Consider the following 12269-nt stretch of genomic DNA (forward strand, 5'->3'; position numbering starts at 1 on the left):
GGTGGCATCGCCAGCGGCTACCCATCGAGAATAGACAGCAGGATATGGCGGCAGCCGTTCAACTTTCAAGATGCGCGACTATTTGTCCTGCTTGGCCTTAAGCAACGCCGCCCCCAGCGCACCCACTGCTGCGGGCGGTTCACTGGACTTGGCGGCCTGGCGTCTAGCGTTCTGCCCCTGGCGGCGCGATGGCTTGCGCGGTTCATTCTCGCCTGCCTGGGAAGCACCCTGTTGCTCACGCTCCGGCTCATCGTCCAAGCGCATGGAGAGCCCTACCCGCTTACGCGGAATATCCACGCTCATGACCTTGACGGTGACGATATCGCCGGCCTTGACCACGCTGCGTGGATCATCGATGAAACGATCGGAAAGCGCCGAAATGTGCACCAGGCCATCCTGATGAACGCCGATGTCCACAAAGGCGCCGAAGTGAGTAACATTGGTCACCGTGCCTTCAAGCACCATCGAAAGCTTAAGGTCTTGAAGCGTTTCGACCCCTTCACGAAACTCAGCGGCTTTGAACTCAGGGCGCGGGTCGCGGCCGGGCTTATCCAGCTCGTTAAGAATGTCGCTCACTGTAGGCACACCAAAGCGCTCATCGGCGAAGTCGCCGGGCTTTAGTGTTTTGAGCGTTGCGCTGTCGCCAATCAGCCCTTTGACATCGCGACCGCTTTGCTTGGCCATACGCTCGACCACCACATAGGCTTCGGGGTGGACGGCACTGGCGTCCAGCGGATTGTCGGCGTTGCTGATACGTAAGAAGCCAGCACACTGCTCAAAGGTTTTGGGCCCCAGGCGGCTGACTTCCAAAAGTTCTTTACGACTTTTGAAGGCACCTTGAAGGTTACGCTGAGCGACAACGTTCTCAGCAATGGCAGTACTTAGCCCGGCCACCCGGGACAGTAGCGCGCTTGACGCGGTGTTTAAATCCACCCCTACCCCGTTAACGCAATCCTCAATGACTGCCTCCAGGCTGCGCGATAGCTGCACCTGAGAGACATCATGCTGGTACTGACCCACGCCAATCGATTTGGGTTCGATTTTGACCAGCTCCGCCAACGGGTCCTGCAAACGGCGGGCAATCGACACCGCACCACGTACCGTGACGTCGAGGTCAGGCAGCTCTTTCGACGCGTATTCCGAGGCGGAGTAAACCGAGGCGCCTGCCTCGCTCACCATGACCTTGCTCAGGCGATAGTCGGGCGCAAGCGCTTTCAGTAGCTCCCCGGCCAGCTTGTCGGTTTCCCGGCTGGCGGTGCCATTCCCTACGGCAATCAACTGCACACCGTGCTGCTTCACAAGCTTGGCCAATACGCCGAGCGCGTCATCCCAACGGTTCTGCGGCGCATGGGGATAAATCGTCGCTTGGTCGATAAATTGTCCGGTGGCGTCGACCACGGCCACTTTACAGCCGGTACGCAGGCCGGGGTCGATGGCCAGCGTCACTTTTTGCCCTGCCGGTGCGGCCAGCAGCAAATCTTTTAGATTGGCAGCGAATACTTCAATCGCAGTGAGTTCGGCCTGTTCGCGCAGACGCCCGAGCAGCTCGGTCTCAAGCGCCGTGTAGAGCTTGACGCGCCACGTCCAGCGCACCACTTCGGCCAACCACTTATCCGCCGCGCGGCCTTGATCACTGATACCGAACTGCTTGGCTATGGTTACCTGAGCAGGGTGAACAGGGGCTTCCTCTTCACCGGGCAGGCGAATCGCCAGGCTCAAGACGCCTTCATTGCGACCACGGAACATGGCAAGTGCGCGGTGAGATGGCACCTTGGCAAGTTTTTCATCGTGCTCGAAATAATCGGAAAACTTAGCGCCCTCATGCTGTTTACCGTCCAGCACGCGGGCGCTTAATTCGCCTTCCTGCCACAGCCGCTCGCGAAGCTGGCCGATCAGGTCAGGGTCTTCGGCAAAGCGCTCCATCAAAATCTGCTTGGCGCCATCCAAGGCCGCTTTAGCATCGTCAATGGCGGGAATGTCGCCCTCTGCAGGGCGCAAATAATTGTCAGCCTCGCTTTCGGGATTAAGCGTGGGGTCGGCAAGCAGCGCATCGGCCAGCGGCTCTAGCCCCGCTTCGCGAGCAATTTGTGCTTTGGTGCGACGTTTTTTCTTGAACGGCAGGTACAAATCTTCCAGCCGCTGCTTGGTCTCCGCAGCGTCAATGCTTGCTTTCAGCGGACCATCCAGTTTGCCCTGCTCGTCAATGGCGGCAAGTACTGCGGCACGGCGCTCTTCCAGCTCCCGCAGGTAGCGCAGGCGCTCATCTAGCTGACGCAGTTGAATATCGTCCAGCGCGCCGGTGACTTCTTTACGGTAGCGGGCAATAAACGGCACGGTGGCGCCACCATCCAGCAGTTCCACCGTGGCTGACACTTGCTCGGGGCGAACGCTTAGCTCAGCAGCTAAACGGGCAATAATACGCTGATTGACATCCATAAATGACCAATAAACTCATGCAGCACTGTTAAGTGCCCACAAGGTACCATAATCCCATCACGGCTGGCATGGCTTGCTAGCGTCGCCAGCCTTGGTCATCCCAAAAAAACGGCCCTCTGGCCGTTTCTGCCTGAATCTTCCATTGTGCTAATACGTTCACCGCACTCAACCTCACCTATCGTTGACGGTTTTGAAGAGCATATTATTGAAGGGTTTAGATTGTGACGGCGGCAATAGCCGTCGGCGGTATTTAAGCAGGCACAAACCTTAACGCCACACCATTATTACACCAGCGAAGCCCGGTTGGCTCGGGGCCATCTTCAAACACGTGGCCTTGATGGCCACCACAACGGGCGCAGTGGTATTCAGTGCGCGGCCATACCAGCTTAAAATCGAGCTCGGAGAGTAAGTGTCCTTCCACATGCTCAAAAAAGCTCGGCCAGCCGGTACCTGAATCGAACTTCATCTCGCTGGTAAACAGTAATAAATCACAGCCGGCGCATCGATACTCTCCCTCACCCCACTCTTTGTCTAAAGGGCTTGAAAAGGCAGGCTCCGTGCCATGGTCACGGAGAACATCATAGGCCTCGTCGGACAGTCGTTCACGCCACTCGTCTTCACTGAGCTCAAGCGGTTCGATATCAGGGGCCGCCTCTAGGTCGAGTCTTGGAAAACCAAACGATATACCTGGGATGGCCCCTGCTAGCCCAGTGAATCCAGCAAGGCCAATAAAGTGACGACGTTTCATGAGGTAACTCCCATAACGGCCAGAAGACGGGCTAAAAAAAGGGGCAACGCCGTAGCGATACCCCTTCAGACACCTTAGTGGTGCTAACGTTCTAGACCTTACAGGCTGGTTCCATGATTAAGTCAACTGCGGCCCTGCCTGAATAATCGCTGGATTCACGCCTTCAAATTTCTTGAAGTTATCAACAAACTTGGTCACCAGCTCCTGCAAGTGGTGATCATAAGCAGCGCGGTCTTCCCACGTTTCACGCGGATCAAGCAGGCTTGAATCGACACCAGGTACTGCCACCGGCACCTCTAGGTTCAGCCCATCGATGAGCTTGGTTTGCACATCGCGCAGCACGCCGGACTGAATGGCGCTGATAATCGCGCGGGTCGTCGGGATAGAAAAGCGAGAACCGCCTTCACCAAAGGCACCGCCAGTCCAGCCAGTATTGACCAGATAGACCTGAGCGTCTTTTTTCTCGACGCGCTTGATCAGCAGGTCAGCATATTCACGCGCCGGACGCGGGAAGAACGGAGCACCGAAGCAGGTAGAGAATGTTGCCGCCAGCCCTTCCGAAGAGCCCATTTCAGTGGAGCCGACCTTTGCGGTATAGCCCGATAAGAAGTGGTAGGCGGCGGCTTCCTTTGAGAGCACCGAGACCGGCGGCAATACGCCGGACATATCACAGGTCAAGAAGACGATGGCGTTCGGCTCCCCGGCCAAATTTTCCGGCACGCGCTTTTCGACGTGCTCTAGCGGGTAAGCGGCGCGTGAGTTTTGCGTCAGGCTATCGTCGGCGTAATCCGGCTCGCGACGATCGTCCAGCACCACGTTTTCCAGTACGGTGCCAAACTTGATGGCATTCCAAATCACCGGCTCGTTCTTCTCGGACAGGTCGATACACTTGGCATAGCAACCACCTTCCATGTTGAACACAGTACCGTCGCCCCAGCCGTGCTCGTCGTCACCAATCAAGTAACGGGCCGGATCAGCAGAAAGCGTTGTTTTACCGGTACCGGAGAGACCGAAGAACAGGCAGGTTTCGCCGTCTTCGCCGACGTTGGCGGAGCAGTGCATGGGTAGTACGTCAGCGTCGGGCAAGAGGAAGTTCTGCACCGAGAACATGGCTTTTTTCATTTCACCGGCATAGCGCATACCAGCGATCAGCACTTTTTTCTCGGCGAAGTTAATAATCACACAACCGTCGGAGGGCGTGCCGTCGCGGCTGGGATCACAAACAAAATCGGCCGCGTTGAGAATCGTCCACTCGTCTTTAACAGCAGGATTAAACACCTGAGGACGCACAAACATAGTGCGTCCGAAGAGATTTTGCCATGCGGTTTCGGTGCTTACCCGCACCGGCAGGTAATGCACATCGTCGCTGCCCACGTGCAGCTCAGAAACAAAATGTTCACCCGCACCCAGATAATCTTCAACCCGTGACCACAGGGCCGAGAACTTACCCGCATCAAAAGGCCGGTTAACGCTCCCCCAATCAATGCTGTCACGCGTAGAGGGTTCATCAACGATAAAGCGATCTTTCGGTGAACGGCCGGTACGAACGCCCGTGTTCACTACCAGGGCACCGTTAGCAGACAGGCGGCCTTCGCCACGTGCCACGGCGCGCTCGATCAATTCGGCGCTGCTGAGGTTAACATGGGCTTGATGAGCAGCTTGAGTCGTGGTCATGTCGATTCCTGGGCCTTGCGGCCGATTTTCTCGTTTACCGGGCGTCACCGACGCCTTTCAAAAGTTCATCCCGGCACATGGCTGGGCGCTTAAGTCCGGCGCATTATGGCAAAAAGAAAGCCCCCGGAAAACGGGGGCTGAAAGCAAATATATTGTAGTTAAACTACAACATTGGCACCATATTTTGTGTTGCGCTGCAGTAAATTTTCAAACAGACGTTTGGCAAGATCGCCCAAGTCACTGGTATGGCTAGCGCCCATGAGGGGCGTTTTAAACACAAGCGTTAAGCGCCCCGACTACAAAATCAATGGATAGTCGGTGACGGCGCGTCAGGGTTATCCAATAAACTTTCAATTTCCGCCGCCGTGTAGTGATATTTCGTGTGGCAAAAGTGGCATTGGGTGTTGATTTCGCCTTGTTCGCGCACAATATCACGCAGTTCCGTGTCTCCCAGCGTCAGTAACCCATAGCTCATCCGCTCGCGGGAGCAGGTACAGCCAAAGCGTAGCGCTTTGGGCTCAAACACCCGAACGGTTTCCTCATGGTAGAGGCGATAAAGCACTTCGCGTTGTTCAAGGCCCAGCAGCTCTTCTGTCTTGATGGTGTCAGCAAGGTGTACACTGCGTTCCCAAGCATCTACATCCTGGTGTTGCGAGTCGTCAGGCAGACGTTGCAAGAGTAAGCCCCCTGCCCGCTCACCGTCTGCGGCAAGCCAAAGCCGCGTGGGCAACTGTTCGGACTGGCTAAAATAAGCCTCCAGACAGCCGCTCAGCGTATCGTGATCAAGCGCGACAATCCCCTGGTAGCGATTCCCCTCATTAGGATCGAGGGTAATCAAGATTTGGCCATCGCCGACCAATTCGCGAAAGCTGGCCTGCTCGCTGGGTAAATCGCTACTTTCGGCAATCCGGGCAACCGCCCGCAGCTCACCACCGGGATTGGATTCGGCCATCATCAGCGACAGTACACCCTGGCCGCGCACTTCCATGCTCATGGTGCCATCCAGCTTGACCGTATCGGTAAGCAGCGCCACAGCCGCCAATAATTCACCTAGCAGTCGGTTGACCGCTGGGGGATAGGCGTGGCGGTCCAGTACTTCATGATAGGCGTTGGACAGCGTTACGATTTCGCCGCGCACATTGGTATGGTCAAACAGAAAACGTTGGATTTGATCAGACATAAGAAAACCGTTGGGGAAAATAAAAAGGGATAGCCGAGCGGGAAGCTCACTCCCCCTGCTGGCGCTGAAAACGGTGTATATCGCGACGCTGCTTTTTGTCAGGCCGCTTAAGCGGGTGCTGCATGACTTCGTTGGTTAACCGGCGTGCTTCAGCCTCGCGGGCGCGGCGCTCAACGCTTTCCTGAGTTTCGGCGTAAAGCTTCCGGGCTTCGGGCGCGCCCTTCCGCTGGCCTGACAGGGCAGTAACTTCTACCTCAAGCACGTCCCAGCCTTGAGGCACTTTGATCAGTGCGCCCAGCTCGACGTTTTTGCTGGTTTTGGCGCGGGCGCCATCGTAGTGCACTTTGCCACCTTCAATAGCTTTTTTAGCCAGAGCGCGCGTCTTAAAAAACCGCGCAGCCCACAGCCATTTATCCAAGCGAACACTGTCGCTCATTATCGCTCTCCTTACTGCTCAGGTACGTGGCAGCAGTTGGGCAAACCGGTCCAGGGCGTCAAACTCCTCAAGCGCCTTCTCTGGCCGTTGGCTATCCGGCTGTTTGATGCCGAGCAAATACTGAATGCCAAAGGTGCGAGCACTGGCGAGAACATGAGGATTATCGTCAATAAATAACGTACGGGCTGGATCAAAAGGTTCAAGCGCTTGCAAAGCTGACCAAAACGCTTGCTCTTCCTTTGCCGCACCAACATCTTCTGATGAAATGATGGCATCCAGGTAGTTTTCCAACCCCGTCAGCGGAAGTTTCAGCGCCAGACTGGCGCGGTCGGCATTAGTTGCCAGCACCACACGGGGATGGGCCTGCTTCAGCCAGGTTAGAAAATCCAGCGCGTCGCCGCGCAGGCCGATCAAGTGCTGCACTTCGCGCTTGAGTGCGACAATATCGACGCCGAGCTCGCGGCTCCAATAAGCTAAGCTGTACCAGTTGAGTGTGCCTTGCTCACCGATGATGCGGGCACGCAAGGTCTCTTGAGATGCCTCATCTAACTGATGGAGCTCAGCGTAGCGACGCGGCAAATGCTCCAGCCAAAAATGGCTATCGAAGTGCAAATCCAACAAGGTACCGTCCATGTCTAATAATACGGTATCAATCTCACTCCACTCGATCATTACCGCTCCCATCGCGAATGCTATAAGCGTGCTATTGTAGCCTAACCCCCGTTTACCAGCCATGGAGGCAGCATGTCCCGCTACGATTCAACCAACGACCGCTCCGCATCGGGCTACCCTCAAAAACCCCGTATCCTGGCGCGCAACACCGTAGCGCAGAGCCGTTTGTTTCATGTCGAAGCACTCGACCTGCGTTTTTCCAACGGAGAAGAGCGTCAGTTCGAACGCTTGACCGGCGCGGACAGAGGCGCGGTGATGATTGTCGCCATGCCCGACCCGGAGCATGTGCTGCTAATTCGCGAATACGCGGCGGGGTTTGAAGATTATGTACTCACCCTGCCCAAGGGATTGGTGGACCCCGGCGAAGATATCATCACCGCCGCCAATCGAGAGTTAATGGAAGAATGCGGCGTTGGCGCGCATCACCTTGAGCCGCTAACGGAGCTCTCTCTGGCGCCCAATTATATGCGCCACCGTATGCAGGTGCTCATGGCAACCGACCTCTACCCCAAGCGCCTGCCAGGCGATGAACCCGAGCCCTTGATTGTCGAAACCCATGCGCTAGAAGAGCTACCCGCCTTGTTGCTGCGAGAAGATTTTCATGAGGCACGGGCGATCGCCGCGCTGTATATTGCCCGCGATAAATTACGCGAAGAGAAGCGCAATAACGCGACGGATTTGCTGTAACAGGGACGGCCAGCGGTCATCCCTATCTGTCAGCGTGGCGTTACAGATGATTTTTCAACGATATCCAACGCCGCTGGCGGTGGCTATCAAGCCCCGCCTCCAGCAATGCCATACTGCGTAGCGCATCGTCGATACCCACCGGGAGCGGTGCTCCATCGCGAATTGCACTGGCAATAGCCTGGTAATAAGCCAGGTAATCGCCAGGCTGGGTGGGGAGCTCACGGCGCACCAGTGGGGCGTCTTCCCCCTCGCCTTCCCGCAGTGTCAACACACCGTGCTGACTGTCTTCGCCCCACAGAGGCGTCGGCGACTCACCGGCTTTTAAACGATCTTCCTGAGGGTCTAAGCCATATTTAACGAAGCTGCCCTGGGTGCCATGAATCCGAAAACGCGGCGTCGGCTCAGCGACCAAGGTGCCGGCCGCAAGCGTAACGCGAAATCCGTCGTACTCGAGCAGGGCAAGAAAATCATCGTCTGCCTTAGCGCCCTCACGTAACGCGCCTAGCTCCAGCAAAATGGCATGGGGCATGCCAAACAGCTCGCAGGCCTGGTCCAGCAAATGCGGGCCCAGGTCGTACCAAATACCCCCGCCTGGTGTGGCTTTCTCGCGCCAGCGGTCGCGCACTTCCGGCCGAAAGCGATCAAAATGAGATTCGAACCCGGTCACGCGGCCCAATGTACCCGCCTCAAGCAGCGCTTTGATGGTTAAAAAATCGCTGTCCCAACGACGATTATGAAATACCGAGACCATCCGCTCTTTATCTGTCGCTAAGGCCTTTAGCTGTTTGGCTTCGGAAAGCGTCACGGTAAACGGCTTATCGACCACCACATGCTTGCCAGCGGATAGTGCCGCCTTGGCAAGTGGAAAGTGCGTATCGTTGGGCGTGGGTATCACGACCAGATCGATATCCTTGCGCTCGCACAGCGCAAGCGCCTTGCTTTCAACGTCAACCTCGGGCAAATCGGCATGTACTTTGGCCGCATCACTGGAGGACACGGCCACAAGATCCAGCCCTTGCGTGGCCCGAATAAGCGGCATATGAAACGTCTTGCTGGCAAAACCGTAACCCACCAAGCCCACATTAATAATTGCCTTCATTGCATTCCTTACTGGTCAATCCAAGCGGTTAACGATTGTGGCATGAGCCATGCGCGCAAACTAGATGCTGAAGCGATACCATCAAGGCATAAAATATCTTCATCTACTACCGAAGCGAGCCATGCTGTGAGTATCAATGCGCGTGAATTTTATCGTAATGGACCGTCTCACCGTGAACAGCGTGCCAGCAGTTTTGGGCTAATTCGACGGCAGTTTGATTTTCGCTCTATCGAGATTGGTCGCTGGGTGACAAGCGTCGAACGGGACCGTGCAGCGGAGCTATTTCACGATGCGCTGTGCGATTTAATGTTGATCCTTCAAGGGCCTGAAGCACTGATTTCGCTGCGCGGCTCGCTGGCATTGCAATATGGGTGCGGGGGCAGGCCGGGCGTGTCTGCACACTACGACCCTAACCAGCGCAGTTTTGCACTAGCTAAAAATGCCGGCCCCGGGAGTATCGCCCACGAATGGTTCCATGCCTTCGACCACTACATCACCAGTAAATGTTTTCGTGCGGCACCTAACCGTTCCTTTGCTTCTGTTGCCTGGCTGGCTGATGCTGCGCCTATATCTCACCCGCTTAACGATCGTTTGAGACAATGCTTTCAAGCCATTCTGTTGCAGCCGGAGGGCGACCAGCCAAGCGAACTGTTTAGGTACTCGGCCCAGGTGGATAAACAACTTGGCCAACTCTATTACAGTCAGCCTGAAGAGCTATGCGCGCGGGCGTTTGAGGCCTTTGTTCAAGACGCCACGGTTACTAACCACTTCTTGGTAAAAGGCACTAAAGCCTCGCCTGAAGCTGAGCGCGGACTTTACCCCCAAGGCGAACAACGCCAGCGGATTAACGACCTATTTGGCAAGTATTTTGCCGCGCTGGGCAAGGCACTGGAGAATGAAGGCCAAGCGAATACCCCAATGACTCACGCTTAAAGCCCCTGAGCGCCGCGGCGCAACCAATTATGCACGAAAGCCAGTTTATGGCGGGCATGCTGCGAAAGCACGAACGGGTACACATCCGCTAAGCCCATGGAGCGATTTATATGGTTAACGCCCACGGTGAGCGAGGCCGCAATATGGATCAGTTGGTCGGCATCTGGCTCTGAATAAGGGTCCCACCCAGGGCTGGGTATTTGCGGCGATGACAGACCAGTGGCGACAAAGCTGTCGGCAATATCGGTCAGATGCAGCAGATGGGCTGCCGTTTCCGCCCAGTCTTCATGGGGATGCGCGGATGCGTAACTTGTCAGGTAGTGCTGCTTCCATTCCGGCGGCGGGCCATTTTCGTAGTGGTAACGAAGCGCTGCCTGATAATCAATCCGCTCATCGCCGAACATGGCGCGGAAGGCATCCAGAAAATCTTCACGAAGGCTCAACCGCCACCACAGCATGTGGGCAATTTCATGGCGCATGTGGCCTATCATGGTGCGATACGGTTCTTCTAACGCCTCTCGACGCGTGGCAACCAACACCGGATCCACCTCCGCCACGCTAATCGTCACGATGCCTTCAGCATGCCCCATGGGGACCGGGGTAGGGCCTTCCGCCAGCAGATGAAATACGGGCCGTGCCCCAGGGTCCTCTGGCCGGAACCAATGCCAGCGACCGAGGTTATCTAGCGCCCAGCGCTTGGCCGCTTCAGTCTTCGCCCAGTTGGGGATAGCGTCAGGAATGGAAGGGTCAGGCGCCAGCGCCGTCATGGCACAGGAACGACAAAAAGCACCTTGTTCTGGCGCTATCCAGTTGCATCCAATTCTTTCCCTGTTAGCACAAAAGGGGGGCATTGGCACAAAAGCACGCGCCTGGGGATCGTAAGCGACGGGGGTGCCGTCTGCGGTATTGAGATTGTCGAACCAGAGATTACCCGTGCCGACCGGATTGGCAAAAACACGCATGAGGAGACACCTCCAAAAAAAACGTTAATAACCATCTTGCGCGCCCAGACCGCTCTCCCACAAGTGACAGCATATAAATAGCGACTTAGACACCTAAATGCCGCCAGTTGATACGCTGCTAAGCATCGTTAATGTGAAAACGTTTGCGATCGTAACACCTAGGCTGCAGTCAAACAGTTCATTCAAGCCGGGTCACTGGCTGGCGATCAGGATCGGCATACCACGGCAGGCTAAGGCGTGTGTTGCGCTCTAGTTCGGCAATCACCTGGGCACCCAGTAATAAAATAATGGCGCCAACTTCCAGGCTAAGTAGCACAATAACCAACGTCGCCAGGGAGCCATACACGGCGTTGACAAATGACAGATGGGTAAAATAGTAGACCAGCAGTAGCCGCACACCTTCCCATAGCAGTGCCGCCACGAACCCACCTACTACAGCCCGTCGCAACGCGATTTTCACCACCGGAAGCACTTTGTAGATGGCACTGAACAACAGAAATACCCCGACGAAACTGATCAGGTTAAGTACCGGTTCGGAAAACCGCGCCAGCGGCAGCTCCCGCTCAAAGATGGCCAGCACTAGTGAATTGAGTGAGCTGGCCAGAGTAACGACAAGTGTCAATGCCATTAGTCCCGCTCCCAACACCAACATAAAGGCGTAAGGCAGCATCACGGATACCCAGGCGCTGCGCCTAATATGCGGGGTCTCTGGCGCATGGAAGATAATCGCCAAGGCATCTTCGAGCATACGAAAGGCGAACGAGCTGAAGAGCAACATGACTGGAAAAACAAAGATACCGATCACATCGCGGGAATCCAGCAAGCCTCGGACAGCTTCAAGCAGCACTTCAGCATGCGCTGGCGTCAGGTGGCGCGCTTGTACGGCCAACACATTAAGCAAGTGCTGCTCATCCACTACTTGCGTCAACATAACGACTAGCAAAGCAAAGAGCGGCACGATGGAAAGCAAAATATTGTAGCCCACCCCGCCAGCCAGCAGAATGCCGCGGTTCTTGAGAAAGTTGCATAGCACTCGCCATGCAAAGTGGATCAGCCTGGGCAGCAGAAGGACGATGGCACTGAGGAATACGCGATATCGAACCATGGTTGGCCACTCTCCTTGTAAGCTCAGGCTATGATACGCCTATGACGCTGCCCATTTACAAGAATGACCGATAATTAACGGTTCGAGTGTTAGATGACAACCACGGCAAGGAAAAAAACCAGAACACCAAAAACAAAAAAGCCGCTGAAATCAGCGGCTTAATCTATATTCTTGGCGGAGGGGGAGGGATTCGAACCCTCGAAGCCTTTCGACTTACACACTTTCCAGGCGTGCTCCTTCGACCACTCGGACACCCCTCCGCGTTGTTTGCTCTTTTGAGACCGGCGTGGCCTTTCCCAGCAGAACGGCGCACATTCTATGGGCTAAGCTGCGAAAT

The 12269-nt window shown here is 55.7% G+C and carries 11 protein-coding genes and 1 tRNA gene; 2 read left to right on the forward strand and 10 right to left on the reverse strand.

All coding sequences use genetic code 11. The features are described from left to right. Positions 1-78: 78 nt before the first annotated feature. The 6 genes from GA0071314_RS12080 to yrfG form a co-directional block, all read right to left on the reverse strand. The gene (locus GA0071314_RS12080; protein WP_074396878.1) at positions 79-2436 is read right to left on the reverse strand and encodes a Tex family protein; all 2358 of its coding nucleotides are present in this window, start codon (positions 2434-2436) and stop codon (positions 79-81) included. A 250-nt stretch (positions 2437-2686) separates the two neighbouring features. After that, the gene (msrB, locus tag GA0071314_RS12085) at positions 2687-3184 is read right to left on the reverse strand and encodes a peptide-methionine (R)-S-oxide reductase MsrB (RefSeq protein ID WP_074396879.1); all 498 of its coding nucleotides are present in this window, start codon (positions 3182-3184) and stop codon (positions 2687-2689) included. Positions 3185-3301: 117 nt separating this feature from the next. Continuing rightward, on the reverse strand, positions 3302-4858 hold the full coding sequence (locus GA0071314_RS12090) for a phosphoenolpyruvate carboxykinase (protein ID WP_074396880.1): 1557 nt from the start codon (positions 4856-4858) through the stop codon (positions 3302-3304). A gap of 304 nt (positions 4859-5162) precedes the next feature. Beyond that, on the reverse strand, positions 5163-6038 hold the full coding sequence (gene hslO, locus GA0071314_RS12095; RefSeq protein ID WP_074396881.1) for an Hsp33 family molecular chaperone HslO: 876 nt from the start codon (positions 6036-6038) through the stop codon (positions 5163-5165). A gap of 46 nt (positions 6039-6084) precedes the next feature. Next, the gene (gene hslR, locus GA0071314_RS12100; RefSeq protein ID WP_074396882.1) at positions 6085-6474 is read right to left on the reverse strand and encodes a ribosome-associated heat shock protein Hsp15; all 390 of its coding nucleotides are present in this window, start codon (positions 6472-6474) and stop codon (positions 6085-6087) included. An 18-nt stretch (positions 6475-6492) separates the two neighbouring features. Next, entirely contained in the window at positions 6493-7146 is a 654-nt protein-coding gene (yrfG, locus tag GA0071314_RS12105; protein WP_074396883.1) for a GMP/IMP nucleotidase, read from the reverse strand. 72 nt (positions 7147-7218) lie between these two features. On the opposite strand from yrfG, the gene nudE reads away from it, so the two are divergent. Then, entirely contained in the window at positions 7219-7833 is a 615-nt protein-coding gene (nudE, locus tag GA0071314_RS12110; RefSeq protein WP_074396884.1) for an ADP compounds hydrolase NudE, read from the forward strand. 40 nt (positions 7834-7873) lie between these two features. Here the strand turns inward: nudE and GA0071314_RS12115 are convergent, their stop codons facing one another. Continuing rightward, complete coding sequence (locus tag GA0071314_RS12115) at positions 7874-8932, reverse strand: oxidoreductase (protein WP_074396885.1); 1059 nt, start codon at positions 8930-8932, stop codon at positions 7874-7876. Between the two features lie 126 nt (positions 8933-9058). Between GA0071314_RS12115 and GA0071314_RS12120 the strand changes: the two genes are divergently transcribed. Beyond that, positions 9059-9865, forward strand: a complete 807-nt coding sequence (locus GA0071314_RS12120; protein ID WP_074396886.1) for a CLCA_X family protein — start codon at positions 9059-9061, stop codon at positions 9863-9865. Here GA0071314_RS12120 and GA0071314_RS12125 read toward each other — a convergent pair. The 3 genes from GA0071314_RS12125 to GA0071314_RS12135 form a co-directional block, all read right to left on the reverse strand. Further along, complete coding sequence (locus tag GA0071314_RS12125) at positions 9862-10827, reverse strand: zinc-binding metallopeptidase family protein (RefSeq protein ID WP_074396887.1); 966 nt, start codon at positions 10825-10827, stop codon at positions 9862-9864. The two genes, GA0071314_RS12120 and GA0071314_RS12125, sit on opposite strands and share 4 nt — an antisense overlap. A gap of 178 nt (positions 10828-11005) precedes the next feature. Then, positions 11006-11932: a YihY/virulence factor BrkB family protein gene (locus GA0071314_RS12130; protein WP_074396888.1), complete on the reverse strand. Its 927-nt coding sequence runs from the start codon at positions 11930-11932 to the stop codon at positions 11006-11008. Positions 11933-12104: 172 nt separating this feature from the next. Beyond that, a tRNA-Ser gene (locus GA0071314_RS12135) sits at positions 12105-12192 on the reverse strand. Positions 12193-12269: the final 77 nt, after the last annotated feature.

The organism is Halomonas sp. HL-93 (assembly GCF_900086985.1).
GTDB lineage: Bacteria > Pseudomonadota > Gammaproteobacteria > Pseudomonadales > Halomonadaceae > Vreelandella.

What these genes read in the sequence shown, in the direction of transcription:
- GA0071314_RS12080 (WP_074396878.1), bottom strand. Translation starts at nt 2,436, where the DNA reads ATGGATGTCAATCAGCGTATTATTGCCCGTTTAGCTGCTGAGCTAAGC.
- msrB (WP_074396879.1), bottom strand. Translation starts at nt 3,184, where the DNA reads ATGAAACGTCGTCACTTTATTGGCCTTGCTGGATTCACTGGGCTAGCA.
- GA0071314_RS12090 (WP_074396880.1), bottom strand. Translation starts at nt 4,858, where the DNA reads ATGACCACGACTCAAGCTGCTCATCAAGCCCATGTTAACCTCAGCAGC.
- hslO (WP_074396881.1), bottom strand. Translation starts at nt 6,038, where the DNA reads ATGTCTGATCAAATCCAACGTTTTCTGTTTGACCATACCAATGTGCGC.
- hslR (WP_074396882.1), bottom strand. Translation starts at nt 6,474, where the DNA reads ATGAGCGACAGTGTTCGCTTGGATAAATGGCTGTGGGCTGCGCGGTTT.
- yrfG (WP_074396883.1), bottom strand. Translation starts at nt 7,146, where the DNA reads ATGATCGAGTGGAGTGAGATTGATACCGTATTATTAGACATGGACGGT.
- nudE (WP_074396884.1), top strand. Translation starts at nt 7,219, where the DNA reads ATGTCCCGCTACGATTCAACCAACGACCGCTCCGCATCGGGCTACCCT.
- GA0071314_RS12115 (WP_074396885.1), bottom strand. Translation starts at nt 8,932, where the DNA reads ATGAAGGCAATTATTAATGTGGGCTTGGTGGGTTACGGTTTTGCCAGC.
- GA0071314_RS12125 (WP_074396887.1), bottom strand. Translation starts at nt 10,827, where the DNA reads ATGCGTGTTTTTGCCAATCCGGTCGGCACGGGTAATCTCTGGTTCGAC.
- GA0071314_RS12130 (WP_074396888.1), bottom strand. Translation starts at nt 11,932, where the DNA reads ATGGTTCGATATCGCGTATTCCTCAGTGCCATCGTCCTTCTGCTGCCC.